The 19,879-nt window shown below is 58.1% G+C and carries 24 protein-coding genes; 16 read left to right on the top strand and 8 right to left on the bottom strand.

Annotated elements, in window-relative coordinates; all coding sequences use genetic code 11:
• Nucleotides 1-21: 21 nt before the first annotated feature.
• On the bottom strand, nucleotides 22-750 hold the full coding sequence (locus tag NXF97_RS07190) for an amino acid ABC transporter ATP-binding protein (RefSeq protein WP_074008908.1): 729 nt from the start codon (nucleotides 748-750) through the stop codon (nucleotides 22-24).
• A 281-nt stretch (nucleotides 751-1,031) separates the two neighbouring features.
• Here NXF97_RS07190 and NXF97_RS07195 point away from each other — a divergent pair, with 281 nt between their 5' ends.
• The gene (locus NXF97_RS07195; protein ID WP_274955565.1) at nucleotides 1,032-3,245 is read left to right on the top strand and encodes a patatin-like phospholipase family protein; all 2,214 of its coding nucleotides are present in this window, start codon (nucleotides 1,032-1,034) and stop codon (nucleotides 3,243-3,245) included.
• A gap of 61 nt (nucleotides 3,246-3,306) precedes the next feature.
• Here the strand turns inward: NXF97_RS07195 and NXF97_RS07200 are convergent, their stop codons facing one another.
• From NXF97_RS07200 to gpmA, 4 genes are all read right to left on the bottom strand, one after another.
• A complete protein-coding gene (locus tag NXF97_RS07200; RefSeq protein WP_274955566.1) occupies nucleotides 3,307-4,047 on the bottom strand; it encodes a HesA/MoeB/ThiF family protein in 741 nt (246 codons plus the stop codon).
• A complete protein-coding gene (locus NXF97_RS07205; RefSeq protein ID WP_274955567.1) occupies nucleotides 4,044-5,573 on the bottom strand; it encodes a S41 family peptidase in 1,530 nt (509 codons plus the stop codon). Before NXF97_RS07205 ends, NXF97_RS07200 begins: the two co-directional genes overlap by 4 nt.
• Before the next feature lie 135 nt (nucleotides 5,574-5,708).
• Nucleotides 5,709-6,992 carry a murein hydrolase activator EnvC family protein gene (locus NXF97_RS07210; protein ID WP_274955568.1) on the bottom strand — a complete coding sequence of 428 codons (1,284 nt, stop codon included), beginning with the start codon at nucleotides 6,990-6,992 and terminating at the stop codon, nucleotides 5,709-5,711.
• A 61-nt stretch (nucleotides 6,993-7,053) separates the two neighbouring features.
• Complete coding sequence (gene gpmA / locus NXF97_RS07215; protein WP_074008868.1) at nucleotides 7,054-7,800, bottom strand: 2,3-diphosphoglycerate-dependent phosphoglycerate mutase; 747 nt, start codon at nucleotides 7,798-7,800, stop codon at nucleotides 7,054-7,056.
• A gap of 134 nt (nucleotides 7,801-7,934) precedes the next feature.
• Between gpmA and NXF97_RS07220 the strand changes: the two genes are divergently transcribed.
• The 7 genes from NXF97_RS07220 to NXF97_RS07250 all read left to right on the top strand — a co-directional run bounded on the left by NXF97_RS07220 (nucleotide 7,935) and on the right by NXF97_RS07250 (nucleotide 12,678).
• A complete protein-coding gene (locus NXF97_RS07220; protein WP_074008867.1) occupies nucleotides 7,935-8,339 on the top strand; it encodes a rhodanese-like domain-containing protein in 405 nt (134 codons plus the stop codon).
• A gap of 95 nt (nucleotides 8,340-8,434) precedes the next feature.
• Nucleotides 8,435-8,977 carry a protein-export chaperone SecB gene (gene secB / locus NXF97_RS07225; RefSeq protein ID WP_022372795.1) on the top strand — a complete coding sequence of 181 codons (543 nt, stop codon included), beginning with the start codon at nucleotides 8,435-8,437 and terminating at the stop codon, nucleotides 8,975-8,977.
• A 75-nt stretch (nucleotides 8,978-9,052) separates the two neighbouring features.
• Nucleotides 9,053-9,733, top strand: a complete 681-nt coding sequence (locus NXF97_RS07230) for a response regulator (RefSeq protein WP_074008866.1) — start codon at nucleotides 9,053-9,055, stop codon at nucleotides 9,731-9,733.
• Between the two features lie 93 nt (nucleotides 9,734-9,826).
• Complete coding sequence (locus NXF97_RS07235) at nucleotides 9,827-10,336, top strand: hypothetical protein (RefSeq protein WP_274955569.1); 510 nt, start codon at nucleotides 9,827-9,829, stop codon at nucleotides 10,334-10,336.
• 123 nt (nucleotides 10,337-10,459) lie between these two features.
• Nucleotides 10,460-11,464, top strand: a complete 1,005-nt coding sequence (locus NXF97_RS07240; protein WP_274955570.1) for a DUF7146 domain-containing protein — start codon at nucleotides 10,460-10,462, stop codon at nucleotides 11,462-11,464.
• 147 nt (nucleotides 11,465-11,611) lie between these two features.
• Entirely contained in the window at nucleotides 11,612-12,415 is an 804-nt protein-coding gene (locus tag NXF97_RS07245; RefSeq protein WP_274955571.1) for a hypothetical protein, read from the top strand.
• A 14-nt stretch (nucleotides 12,416-12,429) separates the two neighbouring features.
• On the top strand, nucleotides 12,430-12,678 hold the full coding sequence (locus NXF97_RS07250) for a hypothetical protein (RefSeq protein ID WP_274955572.1): 249 nt from the start codon (nucleotides 12,430-12,432) through the stop codon (nucleotides 12,676-12,678).
• 60 nt (nucleotides 12,679-12,738) lie between these two features.
• Here the strand turns inward: NXF97_RS07250 and NXF97_RS07255 are convergent, their stop codons facing one another.
• The 3 genes from NXF97_RS07255 to NXF97_RS07265 are packed head-to-tail and all read right to left on the bottom strand — an operon-like array spanning nucleotide 12,739 to nucleotide 14,132.
• Nucleotides 12,739-13,185 carry a DUF2721 domain-containing protein gene (locus tag NXF97_RS07255; RefSeq protein ID WP_022372790.1) on the bottom strand — a complete coding sequence of 149 codons (447 nt, stop codon included), beginning with the start codon at nucleotides 13,183-13,185 and terminating at the stop codon, nucleotides 12,739-12,741.
• Between the two features lie 13 nt (nucleotides 13,186-13,198).
• On the bottom strand, nucleotides 13,199-13,627 hold the full coding sequence (locus NXF97_RS07260; protein ID WP_074008862.1) for a DUF2721 domain-containing protein: 429 nt from the start codon (nucleotides 13,625-13,627) through the stop codon (nucleotides 13,199-13,201).
• A 7-nt stretch (nucleotides 13,628-13,634) separates the two neighbouring features.
• Nucleotides 13,635-14,132: a YbaK/EbsC family protein gene (locus tag NXF97_RS07265; protein WP_022372788.1), complete on the bottom strand. Its 498-nt coding sequence runs from the start codon at nucleotides 14,130-14,132 to the stop codon at nucleotides 13,635-13,637.
• A gap of 149 nt (nucleotides 14,133-14,281) precedes the next feature.
• Between NXF97_RS07265 and NXF97_RS07270 the strand changes: the two genes are divergently transcribed.
• From NXF97_RS07270 to NXF97_RS07305, 8 genes are all read left to right on the top strand, one after another.
• Nucleotides 14,282-14,863, top strand: a complete 582-nt coding sequence (locus NXF97_RS07270) for a YqgE/AlgH family protein (protein WP_274955573.1) — start codon at nucleotides 14,282-14,284, stop codon at nucleotides 14,861-14,863.
• A 41-nt stretch (nucleotides 14,864-14,904) separates the two neighbouring features.
• A complete protein-coding gene (gene ruvX / locus NXF97_RS07275) occupies nucleotides 14,905-15,321 on the top strand; it encodes a Holliday junction resolvase RuvX (RefSeq protein ID WP_022372787.1) in 417 nt (138 codons plus the stop codon).
• A gap of 4 nt (nucleotides 15,322-15,325) precedes the next feature.
• Nucleotides 15,326-16,168, top strand: coding sequence for a lysophospholipid acyltransferase family protein (locus NXF97_RS07280; RefSeq protein WP_274955574.1), 843 nt, complete (start codon nucleotides 15,326-15,328; stop codon nucleotides 16,166-16,168).
• A gap of 162 nt (nucleotides 16,169-16,330) precedes the next feature.
• Nucleotides 16,331-17,140, top strand: a complete 810-nt coding sequence (locus NXF97_RS07285) for an ABC transporter ATP-binding protein (protein WP_074008858.1) — start codon at nucleotides 16,331-16,333, stop codon at nucleotides 17,138-17,140.
• Nucleotides 17,137-17,931: a lipid asymmetry maintenance ABC transporter permease subunit MlaE gene (mlaE, locus tag NXF97_RS07290; protein ID WP_022372784.1), complete on the top strand. Its 795-nt coding sequence runs from the start codon at nucleotides 17,137-17,139 to the stop codon at nucleotides 17,929-17,931. The genes NXF97_RS07285 and mlaE overlap by 4 nt, the downstream gene beginning before the upstream one ends.
• A gap of 24 nt (nucleotides 17,932-17,955) precedes the next feature.
• Entirely contained in the window at nucleotides 17,956-18,432 is a 477-nt protein-coding gene (gene mlaD / locus NXF97_RS07295) for an outer membrane lipid asymmetry maintenance protein MlaD (protein WP_074008857.1), read from the top strand.
• A gap of 21 nt (nucleotides 18,433-18,453) precedes the next feature.
• A complete protein-coding gene (locus NXF97_RS07300; protein WP_274955575.1) occupies nucleotides 18,454-19,245 on the top strand; it encodes an MlaA family lipoprotein in 792 nt (263 codons plus the stop codon).
• Nucleotides 19,242-19,874 (top strand): MlaC/ttg2D family ABC transporter substrate-binding protein, encoded by a 633-nt coding sequence (locus tag NXF97_RS07305; RefSeq protein ID WP_022372781.1) that lies wholly within the window; start codon nucleotides 19,242-19,244, stop codon nucleotides 19,872-19,874. The genes NXF97_RS07300 and NXF97_RS07305 overlap by 4 nt, the downstream gene beginning before the upstream one ends.
• The last annotated feature ends 5 nt before the right edge of the window (nucleotides 19,875-19,879 follow it).

The following is a 19,879-nucleotide window of genomic DNA, read 5'->3' on the forward strand; positions in this document are numbered from 1 at the left end:
CACGAAGGAAACAGCGTTTTTTCAGTGCGAGAGAATCTTGGAGAGGAACTGTTTGGCGCGCTCGCTCGTCGGTTCCTCAAAGAACTGCTCCTTGGTGCTGTCTTCAAGAATCTGGCCCGCTTCCATAAAGACCACGCGGTCAGCGACCTTACGGGCAAAGCCCATTTCGTGCGTCACCACCATCATCGTCATGCCTTCACCGGCAAGCTGCACCATGACGTCCAGAACTTCGTTAATCATTTCCGGGTCAAGCGCAGAGGTCGGTTCGTCAAAAAGCATGCAGATCGGGTCCATTGCAAGGGCCCGGGCAATTGCCACGCGCTGCTGCTGGCCGCCCGAGAGCTGACCGGGGAATTTCGGAGCCTGCTTTAAAAGTCCCACGCGGTCCAGAAGCTTTAAGCCTTTTTCTGTGGCTTCTTCGCGGCCGCGGCCGAGCACCTTGATCTGCGCAAGCGTCAGATTGTCGATAATCGTCAGATGCGGGAAAAGCTCAAAGTGCTGAAACACCATGCCGACGTGCGCACGCAGTTTCGGCAGATCCGTCTTCGGGTCACCGACGTTGACGCCGTCCACAAAAATCTCGCCCTGCTGGAAGGGTTCCAGGGCATTGACGGTTTTAATGAGCGTGGACTTACCCGAACCCGACGGTCCGCAGACCACCACGACTTCGCCTTTTTCCACGGACGTCGAGCAGTTCTTGAGAACCTGAAATGAGCCGTACCACTTGCTCACGTTTTTAATGTCAATCATCGGCATGGGCGCAGAGTCCTTTTCCCGTCAGAAGCGAAAAAACATCATAAAAGGGCCGACAAAAGACATGTCTTCTGCGGCACTCGTTCAAAGTGCCATTGTAGAGCACGCCCGCACAAATTCCGCGCGCGGCGGCGCTTACGGACAGGAATCGTTGCCGATAACCCCGCTTTTTGGTGTCAACACCTTGATTTTCTGAGAAAAGAGGCAGTGCCGCGGTATCATACGCTTTCCTGGAGTCCGTTTTTTGTTCTGCCGTTATGCGCCGACTGTTTTTTACTTTGCTACTAACGTTTGCTGCGGCAGGTGCCGCGCAGGCGGCTTATGCCGCGGACGGGGAGGAGCCTCCGAAAACGGCGCTTGTGCTCTCCGGGGGCGGTGCCCGTGGCTTTGCGCATATCGGCGTATTAAGGGCGCTTGAGGAACTCGGTATCCAGATTGACGTGGTGGCGGCAACAAGCATGGGCGCGATGGTCGGAGGCGGCTTTGCCGCGGGCTATACGCCTGAGGAAATCGCGCGCGTCACAAAGGCAGTGGACTGGGCGAAGATGTTTGCTCCCCGGGCCGACCGTCCGAGCCTTACCTGGCGCAGAAAAGCCGATGACCTTGCGGGAATCGGTGCGGGTGAGGTCGGGGTGTCGGCAAATGGCGTCTCGTTTCCCGCAGAAGTCATGCCCACGCAGGAACTCGATATATTCCTTGCGCGCGTGACGCAGCCCGTGAGCCGCATCAATAACCTCTCAGAACTTTCCATTCCCTTCGCGGGCGTAGCAACGGACCTTGTCACGGGGGCCAAAGTGGTTTTACAGGAGGGCGTGACGCTTTCCAAAGCCATGCGTGCCTCGATGTCGATTCCGGGCGCTTTTGCGCCGGTTCCCTACGGTAAGGCGCTTTTGGTGGACGGGGGACTCACGGATAACCTCCCCGTGGATCAAGCCCGTGCCATGGGCGCTGAGCGCGTGATTGCCGTCAATGTCGGCACTCCTTTATTCGGGCGTGAGAAGCTCGAGAGTGTTTTCGGGATCATGGGGCAGATGGTCAATATTCTCACCGAGCAAAACGTACGGGCGTCGATTGCGTCGCTCACCGACCGCGACATTCTCATTACGCCTGACTTATCGGACTTTACGGCGGGCGACTTCAATGCCTTTGACGCGATTGAACGCGCGGGCTATGAGGCCGTGATGAAGCACAGAGCTGAACTTGAGCGCTTTCGGGTGTCTCCCGGACAGTACCAAAAGTGGCGCTCCCGGGTGCTCGCGGGGCTTACTGACAACGCCGTGCATCATGTCACCGAAGTGCGGGTTGAGGGGCTTAAGACCGTTAATCCCGAAACGGTGCTTCGTGACGCTGACCTCGATATCTCAAAACCCGTGACCGACGAAGATGTGGCGCGCTCTGCGCGCCGCGTCTGGGCTGACGGTGACTTCAGAAGCGTTCCCTACCGCTTTGAGCCGGGGCCGCGCAATACGGAGGTTCTCGTTTTTGAGCCCGATGAAAAAAGCTGGGGTTATTCCGTGCTGCGCTTCGGCGGCAACGTCCAGTTTGACGCCGACCGCACCCACAGCTTCAACGTGATTCTTGCGCACACCTGGGGGTGGTTAAATGACTGGGGAGCCGAGTGGAAAACCGAACTGCAGTTCGGTGAGACGCGGCGAGCCAAAACCGAGTGGTATCAGCCTCTGGGTGCAGCCTCTCCCTGGTACGTGCTGCCGCGCATTGAAGCCGAGCGCACCGGGGTGGATCTCTATGCTGATAACGACGGGGACGACATTCCGTATGCCCGCTACAACAACACGCAGGTGACGGCAGACGTCTCTCTTGGCTACGAATTCGGCCGGCTCGGTACTGCATCGGTTTCCGCAGGCTACATGCGGCTTTACGCCGACCGCGACATCGGCGCGCCGGGGCTTAAATACCGGGCGAGCGCCCCTTTTGCCGGGGCCGAGGTGAATTTCGATACCTTGGATAACGTCAACTTCCCGCGCTCCGGGTTTTTGTTAAACGCGCAGGTGCACCGGCTTTTTAATCCGGACGTCAACGACGGCGTCAGCCGCAGCACAAACGATACGGTCTACACGGTGGAAGGTGTGCTGCCCGTGGTGTTAAACGACGACTGGAGCATGATTCTTTCCGGGCGCTACGGAGTATCAACGCTTCCCGGGATCTTTACGCTCGGCGGCGTTTTCAACCTCTCGGGGTCGCCTTACGGACGGTTTTCCGGCGACCATATGGCCCTGGGCCGCGTGATGCTCATGCGCTCGATTGCCACGCCCTTAAAAGAAAAGGGCATCGCGCTTTACGCCGGCATGAGTTACGAGGTGGGGCGCGCCTATAACGACACGGCGTTTTACGCGGAAGAAAGCCGCGAGTGGAAGCAGGCGGGGTCTGTGTTTTTGGGAGCGGACACCTGGATCGGGCCCATGTACATGGTGCTCGGGCAAACCTTCGGTCGCAGTACGGCGCTTACCTTCTACTGGGGGCGGCTGCACTGATGTGGAAAAAGCGGCAGAGGCTTAAAAACCCGTGCCGCTTTTTTTACGGACGCCGCCGGAATTATTTTGCGCAGACGGAGCAGGCCGGATCTGCGGAGAGGCCCATGACGTCAAACTTCATGGTGAGCGTGTCGCCGATCAACAGTTTCCCGTCAAGGCCTTTTACGCCCAAAACGAGTTTGATCGCTTCCTGCGCGGCAAACATCCCGGCAATCGCGGTGACGGGCCCGGAAACCCCGGTCTGCGCGGCCTTTACATCCTTTTCTTCGTCTTCGGGGAACGTGCACTGGTAGCAGGGCGAGGGGTGCCGGCTGAAGTCAAAGACCGCGATCTGAAAGCTGAAGCGCACGGCGCAGGCCGTCACAAGCGGTCTGCGTGCGGCGTGCGCCGCACGGTTTGCTGTGTGGCGCGTTTTGAAGTTGTCCGAGCAGTCAAGAAGAATGCTTTTTTCGTCGAGAAGCCGGGCCAGAAGCGCATCGTCTGCGCGCTCCGCGACCGCGGTCACCGGCACGTCGGGCGTGATGTCGGAGAGCATCCGCTTCGCGCTTTCAGCCTTATTCATGCCGATGCGCGCCGGAATGTGCAGAATCTGACGCGGCAGGTTGGTTTCATCCACCGTGTCGGAGTCAATCACCGTGATGCGGCCGGCGCCGGCTTCCGCGAGCGCCAAAAGTGCGGGGGAGCCGATGCCGCCGGCGCCGATCACCACAAAGTGTGCTTCAGAAAGCGCTCTTTGACCTGCTTCGCCCCATTCTTTCAGAAGCACCTGCCGGCTGTAGCGTTCAGCTGCGGGATTGGTCATTTGCTCTCTCCCTTGGCGTCGGTTTTTGCCTTGGCTTTTTCTTTCTGAGCGGCTTCCTTGGCGGCTTTTTCCTTGGCGGTCTTGGCTTCAGCCTTAAGCTTTGCCTGCGTTTCGGCGTGCGTGATCACTTTTTTGCCGAGAAGCTGGTTTTTGGCTTGTTCAAGCGGAAAGTCCTTGTCGTCTCCGAACATGTAGCGAAGGGTCGGTACTTTGGCGTTTTCTTCGTCAAAGGCCTCCTCACCGGCGTCGTCCGTTTCCTTTTTCGCCGCCTTTGCGTCCTCATTCTTGCCGTCCGTCACCTCAATGTGGTGCGCGAGGTCGGACTCTCTGAGGTTAAAGGACGGGTAATTGCCTTCCGGCGTATCGTCTACGGCGATGTTGGGGGTGATGCCCTTGGCCTGAATTGTGCGGCCCGAGGGGGTGTAGTAGCGTGCGGTCGTAAATTTCACGCCCGTTGTCTCACCGTTTTTGACGCGCAGCGGGATGATGGTCTGAACGCTGCCCTTGCCGAAGGAGCGCGTTCCCATGATCGTGGCGCGTTTGTGGTCCTGCAGGGCGCCCGCGACGATTTCAGAGGCCGAAGCCGAGGCGGGATTGACGAGAACCACGAGCGGCACGCTCTTGGCGGATTCCGGAACCTGTGCGATATGGTCCGGCGACTCGTTTCCGACGGCGTAGTCACGCAGCACAGCGAGGTACTTTTTCTCGTTTTCAGGGGTGCGCCCGCGGGTGGAAACAACGAGGCTGTGTTCCGGCAGAAACACAGCGGAGACGCCGATGGCGGCCTGCAGAAGTCCCCCGGGGTTGTTTCTCAGATCAAGCACCACGCCTTTAAGGGGCGCCTGATCGGCAAGTTTTGTGTAGGCAAGCGCCACATCATCGGCCGTTCGCTCCTGAAACTGCGAGATGCGGATGTAGCCCACGTTATCGGTGAGAAGCTTGCTTTTTACCGACTGAATCTTGATGATCGCGCGCTCAAGCTTAATGACGATGGGTTTTGCCGACCCCTTGCGGGCAATCGTCAGAACAATGCTTGTTTTGGGTTTGCCGCGCATGAGCTTGACGTTCTCGTTCAGACTCAGATCGGCCGTGGCTTTGTCATCAATCTTGATGATGAGGTCGCCCGCCATGACGCCTGCGCGGGCCGCCGGCGTGTCGTCAATCGGGGAGACAACCCTGACGCCCGAAGGATCTTTTGTAACCTCAAGCCCCAGGCCCCCGAATTCGCCCATCGTGCTTTCTTCCATGTCCGCGTAGGCTTTCGCGTCAAGAAACGTCGAATGGGGATCGAGCCCTTCAACCATGCCTTTGACGGCGTTTTCCAGGAGCTTTTTGTCCGAAATCTCATCCACGTAATAGTTTTTGACGGAGCCGAAGACGTCGGCAAAGAGCCGGATGTCTTCGACCGGCAGCTGTACCGTACGGGATTTTTCGGCAAAAGCCGTGAGACTCACGGTAAGCGCTGCGCCGCAGGCAACGCCCGCGGCAGCGAGTGCCGCTGAGCGCATGAATGTACGAATGGTCATGATCTCGAGGGGAGAGTCAGTTTTTTATGTTTGTTGAGGGTACGCCGGTTGAGCACCGGAAATTTTGCCGCAGCAAAGCGCAGTAAAAGCGGTGCACACGTATACCAAAGACGTCAAGAATACCGAAGCGCGGGCTTACCGGGCAAGCCATCGGCTCGGGTCAAAGGGTTTTCCTTTGTAACGGAGTTCAAAGTATAGGCCGGGCTCGTCTTCGCCTCCGGAGCTGCCGACGCTCGCAATGGTTTCGCCCTGGCGCACCTTGTCGCCCACAGACTTATAAAGCGACTCGTTGTTGGCGTAGACGGAAAGGTAGTTGGAGCCGTGATCGAGAATGAGGAGGTTGCCGAAGCCGCGCATCCAGTCGCTGAAGACAACGGTGCCCGGGGCCGTGGCCACCACGCTTTGCCCCGGTTTTGCGCGGATTAAAAGACCCCGCCAGGGAAGGCTTGCCGCAGCGCCCGCGCGTTTCTGGCCGAAGCGCGCCGTAACCGTGCCGCGCGTGGGCATGAGAAGTTTCCCGCGAAGTGACCTGAAATTAAGCGACGGTGAGGCAATTGCAGGGGGCTCGGTGCGGGCCGTGGCTTTTTGTTCGCGGCGGCGCTTTTCCGCCTCTGTTTTAAGCGCAAGCTGCCGGGCGGCTTCCTTTTTGGCGGCCTCGGCAATGCGCTTGTCGATCCCTGCGATGAGGTTACTGAGTTCGCGGTCGTTTTTGACGAGCTGCTCGTAGCGGGCCCGCTGGCTGTCCAGCGCTTTTTTGAGGTCGGCTAACGCCGTCTCGCGGCTTTTTTTCTCACGCTCAAGCTGCCGGCGGTTATCCTGCTCGGCTTTTTCGATTTTGGCGAGTTCCGTGCGTTTGGCGTTGGTTTTGCGCGTCACCTCGGCAATGTTTTTCTGCCGGTTTTCCAGGCGGTCAATCGTGCGGTCCTGTTCGCGCGCCATGTATCGGAGCATCCCGGTCATGCGGGAGATGTCGTTGGGGTTGCCGCCCATCAAAACCGTCTGCCAGGGATGCCGTAGCGTGTTCATGTACTGCGCCCGGCTGATCAAAGCGACCGTCCCCTCGGCGTCCTTAACGTGTTCGCCGACGATCGCGGCTTCTCGCCTTAAGTCGGAGAGCTGGTTTTCAACGCCTTTTTTCTGTTCGCTCAACTCTTTAAGGGTCCGGCTGCTGCGGCTGATCGCCTGTTCGCTTTTTCTGAGATCGGTGTTGATCGCGTCAAGCCTCGCTTCCTTGCGGTTGATGTCGCGGCGGATGTCGGAAATCTGCCCCTTAAGGGAGTCGCGCTCACGGGTGAGTGTTTTGCGGTCTGCGTCGGGCGATGGTTTGCTCCAGGCAGGCAACACCGCTGATGCCGCGCCCAAAAGGGCGGCACACACGGCAAGCGGGCCCAACACCCGCGGGATAAAGCGCTGCTGCATGGCAGAAATAATCCGGCCGGCCCGGTAAACCTCCGGCGGGCCGGCTTTTCTCCGATCGGGCTTACTTTGCCTTACCCTGGGCGGCGACGGCAGCCACCGCCGCCGCAATCTCCTCGGCGTTACCGAGGTAGTAGTGGCGGATCGGGTTCATCGCATCGTCAAACTCGTAGACGAGGGGCTGCGCCGTGGGGATATTAAGCGAGACGATGTCATCATCGCTCACCTTATCAATATGCTTGATGAGCGCACGCAGGGAATTGCCGTGAGCGGCAATGATGACGCGCTGACCCGAGGCAACCGTGGGCTTAATCACTTCTTCCCAGTAGGGAACGACGCGGGCGACCGTGTCTTTGAGGCATTCGGTTGCGGGAATGAGTTTCGGATCGACGTCAGCATACCGGGGATCTGTGAGCGCACTGCGGGGATCCCCCTCGGGCAGCGGATTGGGGGCCGTGGCGTAGGCACGGCGCCAGATAAGCACCTGCTTTTCCCCGTACTTGGCGGCGGTTTCGGCTTTGTTTAACCCCTGCAGCGCCCCGTAGTGGCGTTCGTTTAAGCGCCAGGAGTTTTTCACCGGGATCCACATTTCGTCCAGTGTGTCAAGCGTAATCCAGAGCGTGCGGATCGCGCGCTTTAAAACGCTTGTAAAGGCAATATCAAACCCGTAGCCTTCGCTTTTGAGAAGTTCGCCCGCTTTTTTGGCTTCGGCGCGGCCCTGTTCGGTGAGGTCCACATCGGTCCAGCCGGTAAAGCGGTTTTCAAGGTTCCACTGACTTTGTCCGTGGCGCATCAGAACGAGTTTATGCATGGTATTGACTGCCCTAGATCAGGAAAAAAGAAGCCTATTCCGTCATTCTATAATGACGGACTGCGCCCTTTCCAAAAAGACTGTGCTGATGCAGTCGGCGAAAGGATTTTTCCTTTAAGTGAAAGTAGTCAATCGTGAACGCCTTTTTGCTGGACAATATTCTGCTGATTGCCATTATCTGCGTGTGCGTGGTTTCGCTTGCGTGGCCTTACGTTGCCAAGCGCCGCTGGGGGCCGGAAGTCGACAACCGCTCCGCCACCGAACTCATCAACCATAAAAACGCCCAGATTGTGGATCTCAGAGACCCGGCGGACTTTAAAAAGGAATGCATCGCCCGCTCGGTTAATATTCCCGCCGACCGTATTCAGAACGAACTCGGTAAGCTCGATAAGACGCGCCCGGTGCTTCTCGTCGATGACGACGGCCGGCGCTCCCGGATGGCTTCGCCCCTTTTAAGAGGCACGGGCTTTAAGGAAGTCTTTATTCTCGCGGGCGGCTTAAACGCCTGGCGTACCGCTAAGCTTCCCTTCTCGCGCTGATTTTTTTCCCCGGTTTTTCGGCGTCTGCCGGCTGCTTCGGATAAAGCCGGCAGACCGTTTGTTTTCAGTCCGAATTTTTTTGACAGAGTTTATCCATGGCCGAAGAAAACACCACCAACAATGCCCAGCCTGCCAACGAAGAAGCGGCGCAGCAGCCCAGCTTCCAGCTCGTGCGCTGCTACTTAAAGGACGCCTCGCTTGAAATGCCGCACGCCCCGGAGATTTTCCTCACGGCGCCCGCCGAGCAGCCCAATGTGGACATTCAGTTTGAGGTCTCTCAGCGCCGGCTTCCGATGGAAGGCGCCTGGGAAGTGGTTGTGCGCGGCACGATCACCGTGACCGTGAAGGATCAGACGATGTTCCTCGTGGAAGGCAAGCAGGCCGGTATCTTTGATATCCGCAACATTCCCGACGAAGCCGTGGCGCACCTCACCAACGTCATGTGTCCGACGATCGTTTACCCCTATCTGCGTGCCAACCTCGCCGACATCGTGACCCGTACAGGACTGCCCCCGGTGCATCTGCCGGAAGTGAACTTTGAAGCGCTTTATCAGCAGCGTCTCGCACAGGCGCAGGCCAAGGCCCAGGAAAGCGGTGCGGCCCCGGCTGCTGCCGATGAAGGCGCCGCGCACGCGTAAAACACATTTAACCGTCAGAGACTGTGCAGCTGTTTCTGTTTGCGCAGTTTTTGAGGACTTTTGGGAGTCAAAAGCATGGAAGCCGCCGATAACACTGAGGCAGTCAAAAAAATCCGGATTGCGCTCATTGACGATCACACGCTTTTCCGCAGCGGTCTGAAGGCGCTTCTGACGCGTCAGAACGACTTTGAGATCGTGGGCGAAGCCGCCGATGGTCTTGAGGGCGTCAAGCTCGTGGAGCAGGTTAAGCCCGACTTGGTTCTGCTTGACCTTGATATGCCCACCATGAACGGGCATGAGGCGCTTGAGCAGATTCTGGAAGCCGATCCCAACATGGCGGTGCTGATGCTCACCGTGAGCGAAGACGGTGATGATCTAGCCGAATGCATGCGGCTTGGTGCCCGCGGTTATCTTTTAAAGAAGATTGACGCGGACTTTCTGCTGCAGAGCGTGCGCCACGCCGTGGCGGGTGACTCGGTCATTTCTCCAGAGATGACCAGTAAGCTCGTAATGAAACTGCGGCGCGACTCTTATCTCGCGGCCCCGGCTCCTGACGTGGAGTCGCTTACGCCCCGTGAACGTCAGATTTTGGCGTGGCTGGCCCGCGGCGTTTCCAATAAGGAAATCGCCCGTGCGCTTGACCTCGCGGAATCCACCGTGAAGGTGCATGTGCAGAGCGTGTTGCGTAAGCTCAACATCAAGAGCCGTGTGCAGGCGGCCGTCTTTGCCGTGGAACACCACCTCGACAAACTCTGAAACGACTTTTGGCGGTCTGTTTTTGTGCGCCCCCGTGCGGCCTTCCTACAATCGAAGGCGTACGGGGTTTTCTTTGCCCGTTGAGGTTGCGTTATGAAGGGTAGTTTTCGTCTTTTCTGTGCGGCCGCGGCCGCGGTGGTTTTTCTTGCCGGGTGCGCTCATCCGCAGTTAATCGATATGGGTGAGTCCTCAGCGGTTGTGGCGCAGGAGCTCGGAGAGCCCATGGCCAAAACACCGATGCCTGACGGCACGGAACGCTGGACCTATTCCATGCAGCCTTTCGGCCAGGAAGTCTGGTGGCTTTTCATGGATAAGACCGGACGCGTCGTTGGGCGTGAGCAGGGGCTGCAGGAAAAATATTTTCCGCTCATCAAAATCGGCGAATCCACCGAAGCCGATGTCTGGAAACTTTGGGGACGGTGCGCGCAGAAGTACGAGTTTCACCTGGTGAACGAACACGCCTGGATGTACCGCTTTAAGGATCACGGCGGATTTGATATGGCCGTGTGGCCGCAGTTTGACACCAAGGGGATCGTGAGAAGCCTTGATGTGACCACGGACCCCTGGAAGGACCGTGATTCCGACTGGATGGCCTTCCCGTAACCGTCATGCATTGCCTCCGCATGAAGCCGGCTTGACAGCCGGCTGAAAATCCCCCACGATTAAAACTGAATCCGCGGGGGATTTTCGTTTTTGGCCGGCCTTTTTTGCATAAGGAGGCTCATCATGCAGAGCACGGTACTGTCGGAGCGCTTTGAGAGGGCCCGGCGTGCGGCGCAGGGGCGTTGGCGCGAAATCTTTATTGCCTGCGGCATTGACGAAGCGTTTTTATCGCGCCGGGCGGGGCCGTGCCCCAACTGCGGCGGTCGCGACCGGTTTATTTTTGACGACAAGTTCGGCGCCGGCAACTTCTTCTGCCGCGGCTGCGGCCCCGGAGACGGGTTTGAACTTATAGCGCGCGTTAACGGCATTTCGCGCACGGCGGCTTTGGCACAAGTGGAATCTTTCTGCGGGATTGACGTCCCGGTCGAGCCCGTAAAGTCCGTGAGAGAAGCGCAGGAAGATGCCTCTTTACCGGTCGCCTTTCATCTGAAACTCTGGGCGCAGGCGCGTCCCGTGGCGCCCGCTGATCCCGTATGGAAGTACCTTGTAAACCGCGGACTTGACCCGGCAAACGCCGGGAGCGAAATCCGCTGCCACACCGCGCTTTTTGTGAGCGACAGTGAGGAAGAGACTGAGACCGTTTTCCCGGCGATGCTCTCCCGCGTGACGGACGCCGAAGGCATCGTGACGGCACTGCACCGAACCTATCTCACCGAGGAGGGCATGAAGGCCCCGATTGAGTCGCCCAAACGCGTGACGCCCGGAAAAATCCGGGGCGCCGCCGTTGAACTCGGTAACCCCGGAGCTGTGCTCGGGGTCGCGGAGGGCGTTGAAACGGCACTGGCCGCCTCTGCGCTTTTCGGCTTTCCCGTCTGGGCGGCGCTCGGAGCCTCAAATCTTGCCGCTTTTGAGGCGGTGCCCGCGGGCGTGAAAAAAGTGGTGGTCTTTTCCGATAACGATGCCAATTTCACCGGACAGGCGGCGGCCTTCGAGCTTGCAAGGCGCCTGAGTCTTTCCGGACTCACCGTTGAAGTGAAGGTGCCGGACGCCGTGGGAGAGGACTGGCTTGATGTGCTCAACAGCAAAAACCGCGGGTCAAAACCGGGCTTTAATGCAAATTCCGTGTAAACGGCGGGTCTTTTTTGTGTGCTTTCGACAACGAACGGCAGAAAAACGGGGGGTTTGTTTGGCTTTTCCGTCAATGGCTTGACTATGATGGGAGCGGTGTGTGTTGATACAACTCTCATGTGTGGATCAGGCAAGGAGGCAGAATCGATGTTCAAGGCTATTCTCAATTTCATCCGGAAGCTCTACGAACCAAAGCCCGGCCATTGCCCCAAGGCAATCGACTATGAGTGGACCAATCAGGAAGGCACCGACGTCCGGCGTCATGAGCCGAGCCGCACGGGGGGAGATCCGGTTGATACGCTTGAAGCCGCTGTGAAGGCCCCGAAGGATTCCGGCGAACCGCGCCTTGTGCCCGATAAGCGCCATATGCGCACGAAGCCCGCTGAAGCCGCCAAGGACGCTGAATCCGGAGAGGAAAAAAAGCCGGCCGTGAAAAAGTCGGCCGCCAAGAAACCCGTCGTGAAAAAGACGGCGGCTAAAAAGCCGGCAGCCAAAAAGCCCGCCGCCCGCAAGACGACCAAGACAGCCAAGACGGCCGAACCGGAAAAGGTAACGGCCGCGGCGCCGGAAGTGAAGGCGGAGGCTAAGCCTGCCGCCAAACCCGCTGCACGCAAACCCCGGACGGCTAAAACCAAGGCTGAAACAGCCGCAGCTGCCGCGAAAAAGCCCCGTGCAACCGCAAAAAAGACCGTGAAGGCGGAGGCTGAGAAACCGGCTGCTGCGCCCGCTGCGGAAACTGCAGCTGAAACGAAGGCGCCCGCGAAGAAAACGACAGCCAAAAAGCCCGCGGCCCGCAAGACAACGGTCAGGAAAGCGGCAGCGGCCAAACCCGCCGCCGAAAAGTCCGTGAAAAAGACGGCGCCCGCCGAAAAGCCCGCTGAGACCGTTAAGAGCGCGCCTGCTGCAGAGGTGAAGGCCCCTGAAGCAGCGCCTCAGGCAAAGGCTTCTTAAGGATTGCTCCGGCGATGGCAGGACGTCCGAAGCGGGTGATTTATCCCGCCGGTGCCCAGGCCGCAAGCGCTGAGCGCCTTGCGGCCTCAGCCCTTAAGACCGCGGCTGCGGCCGAACTTGTGGCGGCAAGTTCCGTGAAGGAAATCGTCGCGCGGCTCAAAGACCGCTATCCCGAGATTGCTGCGGTGAAGCGCAAAACCGCCATGGTGCAGTTTCTGCGGCAAAACGAAGAGGCGCTTAAAGCCTTGGCTGAGGAAAGCTGAAGGCAACAAAAAATGCCGGGCTCCGACAAAAGAGTTCCGGCATTTTTTTGTGCAATGCGTTTAGCCGTGCGTGTTGTCCGTGTGGTGTACGCTCATCCCCAGAGCCCGCACCGAAATTGAGACCTCCAGGGCAAAGGTAAAGGCCGCGAGAACAATAAGCCCCACGGAGATTAAAAGCAGAATGCTTTTGACGATCTCAAGCGGCACGTTAAACATCGATTCCACGACGCTGGAAAGCACCAGAAGACCGGAAAACGTCGCCGAAAGCGTCACCAGAAGAATCGCCTTTTTCAGCAGCGTCGCGCGCCGGAAAATGAGTTCGATCTCTTCATCAAGCTCGGGGTTTTCGTAGCCTGCGAGATCCTTGGCCTGAAGCAGTTCTCTTACGCGGCCTGTGGTGTGCTCATAGCGCCCTGACATCGTCATCAGCAGAAACCCCGCGCCCGAAATGAGCGTAATGGGGGTAAGCGACGTGCTTAAAACGTAGGCAAAGTCAATGTATTCCATTTTTCTTTCCCCGTCAGTGATGCACGCTCATGCCGAGCGCTTTAAGCGAGATGTTGACTTCAAACGAAAAGAAAATCGTTGAAATCACGATAAGACCCACAGCGCCCAAAAGAAGAATGCCTTTGAGGGTTTCAAGGGGCGTGCCGAACATCGCTTCAACAACGCTTGCCAACACGAGAAGCCCCGAGCAGGCCGCTGAGAGCACCACAAGCAGAATCGCTTTTTTCAGAAGTGCCGCACGCATGAAGATGAGTTCAATGGCGTGATTGAGCTTCGGATCGTTGTTGCCGATCAGGTTGCGTGTGCGCAGCAGCTGCCGTACGCGCCCGGTGGTGTGCGCGTACCGGGCCGACATGGTAAGAAGCAGTAGACCCACGCCCGAAATGAGCGTAATGGGTGTGAGCGCAGCACTTAAAACCTGCGCAAAATCAATATGGTTCATTTTTTTATCAGTTTTCAGCGGATTTCAGAAAATCGATTTCCTTCGGGTGCACGATGCGGTGAAAGTCTTCGGTATTGATGATGATTGAGGTGTCGCGCGAGCCCGCGTTAAAGGCGAGTTTCTCATAGCGCGTAAAAAGCGTGGGGTCTGCGATGTTAAGAAGCTTCTCGTGAAAGGAGACGGGCGGGACGGCTCCGAAGATGCAGCCCGTGAGGTCCATGACTTCCGAGGCGCTGCACAGTCCGCAGCGCGTGCCGCCGAAAGCGTGCGCAATCTTTACGAGATCGGCCTGGCAGTCCGCGGGGAGCACCGCAAGGACGTATTGCTTGACGCCGTTACCCTTCACCATGCACACGAGGGCCTTGGCGCCCTGACCGAGCTCGGTGCCGCGAAGTTCAGCCACCGACGCACTTGAGCGTTCACCTGCGGGGTGGTGCATGACGCGGTAGCGGGCTTTGCCTTCATCAAAAAGTGTGCAGAGTTTTTCAAGAACCTGTTCAACCATGGCGTTTTCCGGATCCGCTTTACGCGGAAAAGAAAACCGGCGGATAGTTTCTTCGCCGGTCTTGATATATTTATTCTCGTCCGCATATGGGAGGTGTGAACCCGTATGGCGGGCTAGGAGCGTATTTTAGTCCCTGGAGGCATTGAATCGTGACAGAAAAAACATTGGCCGGACGCTTTCTGGTGGCCACCCCCTCCATGAAGGATCCGTTCTTTTCCAAAACCGTGATTCTGCTTGTGGGGCATAACGCTGGAACCGGGGCTTTGGGCTTGGTGCTTAACCGTGAGTCGTCGGTGACGATGGAGGAAGCCTGCCGGCAACTTGGGTTTGAATGCACGGCTGATCCCTCGGCCCGCCTGGGCTGGGGCGGGCCGGTTGCCAATACCCGGGGCTTTATCGTGCATGCGCCGGCCGCTGACGGTGAGCCCCTGATTTTCACGGACGGGGAACTTGCGCTCGGGGCTTCGGCCAATCTGTTAAAGGCCATTGCCGAAGGTAAGGGCCCCGCAAAGTCCTACATCGTTTTGGGTTGCGCCGGTTGGGAACCCGGGCAGCTCGAAGGGGAGATCGAAAGCGGCGCCTGGCTGATTGCGCCTGCGGACAACCGGATTGTCTTTGATATGCCTGTTGAGGAGCGCTATGAGGCGGCCCTCGCGGCCGTCGGAGACGAGCCGCCTGAGCCCACCGACATCCCCTCGGTTTTCCGGATGCCGGGCCCGGGGCACGCGTAAAATGCGCCCGACGTACTAAAACAACAGCAGGGATGACGGGCATGGTGCCGCAGGGAACCGTTTTGGGCTTTGATTTCGGTGTTAAGCGCATCGGCGTGGCGCTCGGAAACACACTCACGGCCTCAGCGCACGCTCACTGCGTGATCGACGGCACCACAAAACGCCGGTGGGACGCCATTGAAAAGCTCATCGGTGAGTGGCAGCCGCTGGTTTTGGTCTGCGGTATTCCGCGGCACCCCGACGGCGCGGCGCACGAAGTGACCGTGCGGGCTTCGCGCTTTGCCAGGCAGCTCGCAGGGCGCTTTCATCTGCCCGTTTTCACGGTGGATGAGCGCTACTCGTCGGTTGAAGCCGAACGGGACAATCCCGGGGCCGAGGTGATTGACGATGCCGCGGCCGCCGTTATCCTGCAGCAATGGTTTGATGAAGGGTGCCCCGAGCGGCATCCGGAGGTTTAAAGCAATGCGTATCGGTGCCTGTGCCCGTTTTCTCTCGGTGTTTGTCTACACCGTCTGCTGCCTTTTTCTGATTGCGTTTGTTTTTCCGCGGTCAACGGATGAGAAAAAGGGGCGCATTATCCGGCGCTGGGCCGGAAAACTTCCCCGCTGGCTCGGCATTCGCGTTGAAGTCGAGGGCAGAATTGCCGAAGAAGCAGTGCACGACTGCGGCATTACACCCGGGGCGATGGGGCGGCTGGTCGTCTCCAACCACGTGTCGTTTCTGGATATCTTTTCCCTGGACAGCGTTGTGCCCTCGGCTTTTGTTGCCAAGGCTGAAATTGCCAAGTGGCCGGTCTTCGGCGGTATCGCCAAGGCCGTGAACACAATCTTTATTGAGCGCGGCAACCGCAAGGCTTTGCTCGGAATCGGCTCCAACATGCAAAAGGCCCTGGAAGAAGGCAAAACCCTTCTGATGTTTCCGGAAGGCACAACCTCTGACGGTACGGGCCTTTTAAAGCTTCATGCCAATTTGTTTGATGCGGCCGCCAAAACCGGTGCCGAAGTGATTCCGGTGGTGCTGCGCTACAAAAGCCGCGGCGAAATTACAACAGCGCCCGCCTACGTCGGTAAGGTCGGACTTTTTGAGTGCCTCTGGAAGGTTGTGAATACGCCGGATCTGACAATTCTGATCAAAATCGGCGAACCCATCCGGCCGATGGCCGGTGAAGACCGTCACAGCCTGTGCCGCCGCGCCAGTGCCGTGATGAGCGCGGCGATCGGCGTGGCCGATCCCCTCGCGGTAAAAGCTGAAGTTGTGCTGCAGCCTGAGGCCATAAAGGCGCCATTGAAAGAGCCGGCACTCTGACGGAGTCGGGTGCAAAAACGGGCGGCCTCTTAAGGCGGACTCAAAAATTGTTGCAGTTTCAGCGGGCTTTGCGGTATGCAGCCGTAAGCCTGACGTGCCATAATCGAATGAACCATGCTGAACATCCGTTCAGCTTTTTATTCTCACAGACGCATTAATACGATGTCCCTGACGGATCCTTATCTTCAGATCGACGATGTGACCTTCGGTTACTCAAGCCGCGTTATTTTGGATGACGTGAGCCTGAGTTTCGGCCGCGGGCAGGTCGTGGCGATCATGGGCGGCTCGGGCATGGGTAAGACGACGCTCTTAAAGCTCATCGGCGGACTGTTAAAGCCGCAGAAAGGCCGCATTATTCTAGACGGTGAGACGCTTGACGCCGCGGATCAGAAAGAGCTTTACCGGCTCAGGCGCAAGATGGGGATGCTTTTTCAGTTCGGTGCGCTTTTTACCGATCTCTCCGTTTTTGACAATGTCGCCTTCCCTTTGAGGGAGCAGACGGATCTGGATGAAGAAACAATCCGGGATCTGGTGCTCATGAAGCTTGATGCCGTAGGGTTAAGAGGCGCCGCCGCTCTGATGCCTTCGGCAATCTCGGGCGGCATGGCGCGGCGCGTGGCGCTCGCGCGCGCGATTGCCCTGGACCCGGCCCTCATCATGTATGACGAACCCTTTGCGGGGCTTGATCCCATTTCGATGGGCATTACCGCGCAGTTGATCCGCAGGCTTACCGATGCCTTAAACGCCTCAAGCCTTATCGTGACGCACGACGTTGCGGAAACCTTTGCGATTGCCGACTACGTTTACATGATTAACGCGGGCCGCATTGCTGCGGAAGGCACGCCCGAGGTGCTTTCGGCTTCCAAGGATCCCTATGTGCGGCAGTTTCTGGACGGAGCCCCGGACGGTCCCGTGCGTTTTCATTATCCGGCAGCCGACCGTGCGGCGGATTTTTCAGTGAGGCCCTTATGAGTCAGTGGCTTTATCAGGTGATTGCCGCGCTCGGGCACTACGTCATCAGTCAGGTCAGAGGCATCGGCAAGCTCGCGCTTTTTTCCTGGCAGGTTTTCCTGCGTCTGGGTGCAGGGTTTTCGCGCTTCGGGCTGGTTGTCCAGCAGATTCACTTTATCGGGAACTATTCCCTGGTGATCATTTCGGTTTCGGGGCTTTTTGTGGGCTTTGTGCTGGGGCTGCAGGGCTACTACATTTTGGTGCGCTACGGCAGCGAACAGGCGCTGGGCGTTCTGGTTGCCGTGTCACTGCTGCGTGAACTCGGCCCGGTGGTGACGGCACTTTTGTTTGCGGGCCGCGCCGGCACCTCGCTTACCGCTGAAATCGGTTTGATGCGCGCGGGCGAACAGCTTGCCGCCATGGAAATGATGGGGGTGGATCCCCTGCGGCGCATCATTGTGCCGCGCTTTTTGGGGGCCGTCATTTCAATGCCGGTTCTGGCAATTATTTTCTCCGCCATCGGCATCATCGGTTCGTGGTTTGTGGGCGTGCAGTTAATCGGCACGGATAACGGCGCCTTCTGGTCGCAGATGCAAAACGGCGTGGACCTTTACATTGACGTTGTAAACAGCGTCATCAAGTCCTTTGTGTTCGGCGTGATTGTAGGGCTGGTGGCTCTTTTTCAGGGTTACAGCTCGCGCCCGACCCCTGACGGCGTTTCGCGCGCCACGACCCGTACGGTTGTGATCAGTTCGCTTTTGGTGCTGGGCGTTGACTTCATGATGACCGCCCTCATGTTTTCCGGAATTTAACTTTTTTGAGTTGACAGACAGACTATGGAACGCAGAAGCATGGAATTTATGGTCGGCCTTTTCGTTCTGGCCGGCTTTGTCGCTTTGCTTTTTGTCTCACTGCAGGCGGCTAACCTCGGAAACTTCTCCTTCAGTGCCAAAACCTACGAAGTGACGGCAAACTTCGACAACATCGGCGGACTCAAAGCCCGTGCGCCGGTCAAAAGCGCCGGCGTTGTTGTGGGGCGCGTGAGGGACATCACCTTTGACCAGTCGACTTTTCAGGCCACAGTGAAGATGGACCTTGACAGCGGCTACAAGTTCCCGGCCGACACCTCCGCAAAGATTCTCACCTCGGGCCTGCTGGGCGAGCAGTACATCGGGCTGCAGGCCGGGGGCGACGACGGTGATCTCAAAGAGGGCAGCAAAATCGAACAGACACAGTCGGCGCTCGTATTGGAAAACCTGATCAGTCAGTTCCTTTTCCAGATGGCTGAAAAGGGCGGCGACGACAAAAAATAAAACGCGCGCAGGAATAAGAAGATGCGTTTCAATAAATTGTCTCTGGCGGCGGGCTTTGCCTCGGCACTCGTGCTTGCGGGCTGCGCTTCGGTGCCGCCCGATGCCGGTACCAATCCCGAAGACCCCTGGGAGAAAATGAACCGCCAGACCTTCATTATGAATACGGTTCTGGACGAATTCGTGATGCGTCCGATCGCCAAGGGCTACGTCAACGTGGTGCCTGAGCCCGTGCGCACCGGTGTCACCAACGTTTTTGTTAACCTCGGCGAACCCTCCAACGTTGTCAATAACGCGCTGCAGGGCAAGGGCGAGGATACGCTTGCCTCGGTGTTTCGCTTCCTGATCAACACCACCTTCGGTCTAGGCGGTATTTTTGATGTGGCGGGAACGGTGGGTAATCAGCCCGAGCGCCGTGAGGACTTCGGTCAGACGCTGCAGGTCTGGGGTGTCCCCAGGGGACCGTACTTCGTGATTCCTTTCCTGGGGCCCTCGACCGTGACGGATGCCGCAGGTGACGTTGTCGACTGTTTCGGCGAACCCATGACCTATGTTGAAAACGACTTGGTGAGCTGGGGTTCATGGGGCGTGTACGCGGTGGATCTGAGAGCGCGGATGCTCCCTGCTACGGACCTTCTGCGTGATTCGATTGATCCTTATGTGATGGCGCGGGAAGCGTATTTCTCTACGCGCAGAAACGCCGTTTACGACGGTAATCCCCCGCTGGAACTTACGCCCGATGAATTTGAAGATGAGGACGAGGAGGCTGAGGCACAGACTGCTTCAGAGGCCGCGTCCGCGGAGAAAGCCAAATGATTACAAGACGCACGCTTGCGGCAGCAGCTGCCGCACTCGGACTTTTAACGCAGATTCCGGCCGTTTTGGCCGCCGCTGACGCCAAGGGCGATCCTGAGACCTGGGTCGTTGAAATCAGCAACAACATCCTTTCGCGCATCAAGGGCGATGCCAAGCTCGCGCAGGCCGATCCCCAGCAGGTCCGCAAGTTCGTGGACGAAATGGTGATGCCGGTTGTGGACTTCGTGCGCATGACCCGTATGGCCGTTGGCCCGAAGTGGCGTACGGCAACGCCAGAGCAGCGCACCGAACTGCAGAGCCTTTTCCGCGCTCAGCTCACCAACGTCTACTCCGGGGCTCTTGCGACCGTGAAGGATCAGACGGTGAAGCTTGCGCCCAACCGCGTCAAGCCCACGGAAACGGACGCCATTGTCCGTACGCTTCTGGTGGCGCCGGGTAAGCCCGATATGCGCATCAACTACCGCTTAAAGAAGGTGAAGGGCGAGTGGCGCATCATTGACGTTGATGTGGAAGGTATCTGGCTCGTGGACAACTACCGCAGTCAGTTTGCCTCGGTTGTGAACTCCTCCGGCATCGACGGGCTCATCAAGAGCCTGCGCGAAAAGGTCGGGCAGAGCGCCGCAAAGTAAGGAAC

Origin of the sequence: Duodenibacillus massiliensis, from assembly GCF_928721995.1 — a bacterium.
In the GTDB taxonomy this organism is placed as follows: domain Bacteria; phylum Pseudomonadota; class Gammaproteobacteria; order Burkholderiales; family Burkholderiaceae_F; genus Duodenibacillus; species Duodenibacillus massiliensis.

Coding starts and splice junctions, on each gene's coding strand:
- NXF97_RS07190 (WP_074008908.1), bottom strand. CDS start 750: ATGATTGACATTAAAAACGTGAGCAAGTGGTACGGCTCATTTCAGGTT.
- NXF97_RS07200 (WP_274955566.1), bottom strand. CDS start 4,047: ATGACCAATCCCGCAGCTGAACGCTACAGCCGGCAGGTGCTTCTGAAA.
- NXF97_RS07205 (WP_274955567.1), bottom strand. CDS start 5,573: ATGACCATTCGTACATTCATGCGCTCAGCGGCACTCGCTGCCGCGGGC.
- NXF97_RS07210 (WP_274955568.1), bottom strand. CDS start 6,992: ATGCAGCAGCGCTTTATCCCGCGGGTGTTGGGCCCGCTTGCCGTGTGT.
- gpmA (WP_074008868.1), bottom strand. CDS start 7,800: ATGCATAAACTCGTTCTGATGCGCCACGGACAAAGTCAGTGGAACCTT.
- secB (WP_022372795.1), top strand. CDS start 8,435: ATGGCCGAAGAAAACACCACCAACAATGCCCAGCCTGCCAACGAAGAA.
- NXF97_RS07230 (WP_074008866.1), top strand. CDS start 9,053: ATGGAAGCCGCCGATAACACTGAGGCAGTCAAAAAAATCCGGATTGCG.
- NXF97_RS07235 (WP_274955569.1), top strand. CDS start 9,827: ATGAAGGGTAGTTTTCGTCTTTTCTGTGCGGCCGCGGCCGCGGTGGTT.
- NXF97_RS07240 (WP_274955570.1), top strand. CDS start 10,460: ATGCAGAGCACGGTACTGTCGGAGCGCTTTGAGAGGGCCCGGCGTGCG.
- NXF97_RS07245 (WP_274955571.1), top strand. CDS start 11,612: ATGTTCAAGGCTATTCTCAATTTCATCCGGAAGCTCTACGAACCAAAG.
- NXF97_RS07250 (WP_274955572.1), top strand. CDS start 12,430: ATGGCAGGACGTCCGAAGCGGGTGATTTATCCCGCCGGTGCCCAGGCC.
- NXF97_RS07255 (WP_022372790.1), bottom strand. CDS start 13,185: ATGGAATACATTGACTTTGCCTACGTTTTAAGCACGTCGCTTACCCCC.
- NXF97_RS07260 (WP_074008862.1), bottom strand. CDS start 13,627: ATGAACCATATTGATTTTGCGCAGGTTTTAAGTGCTGCGCTCACACCC.
- NXF97_RS07265 (WP_022372788.1), bottom strand. CDS start 14,132: ATGGTTGAACAGGTTCTTGAAAAACTCTGCACACTTTTTGATGAAGGC.
- ruvX (WP_022372787.1), top strand. CDS start 14,905: ATGGTGCCGCAGGGAACCGTTTTGGGCTTTGATTTCGGTGTTAAGCGC.
- NXF97_RS07280 (WP_274955574.1), top strand. CDS start 15,326: ATGCGTATCGGTGCCTGTGCCCGTTTTCTCTCGGTGTTTGTCTACACC.
- NXF97_RS07285 (WP_074008858.1), top strand. CDS start 16,331: ATGTCCCTGACGGATCCTTATCTTCAGATCGACGATGTGACCTTCGGT.
- mlaE (WP_022372784.1), top strand. CDS start 17,137: ATGAGTCAGTGGCTTTATCAGGTGATTGCCGCGCTCGGGCACTACGTC.
- mlaD (WP_074008857.1), top strand. CDS start 17,956: ATGGAACGCAGAAGCATGGAATTTATGGTCGGCCTTTTCGTTCTGGCC.
- NXF97_RS07300 (WP_274955575.1), top strand. CDS start 18,454: ATGCGTTTCAATAAATTGTCTCTGGCGGCGGGCTTTGCCTCGGCACTC.
- NXF97_RS07305 (WP_022372781.1), top strand. CDS start 19,242: ATGATTACAAGACGCACGCTTGCGGCAGCAGCTGCCGCACTCGGACTT.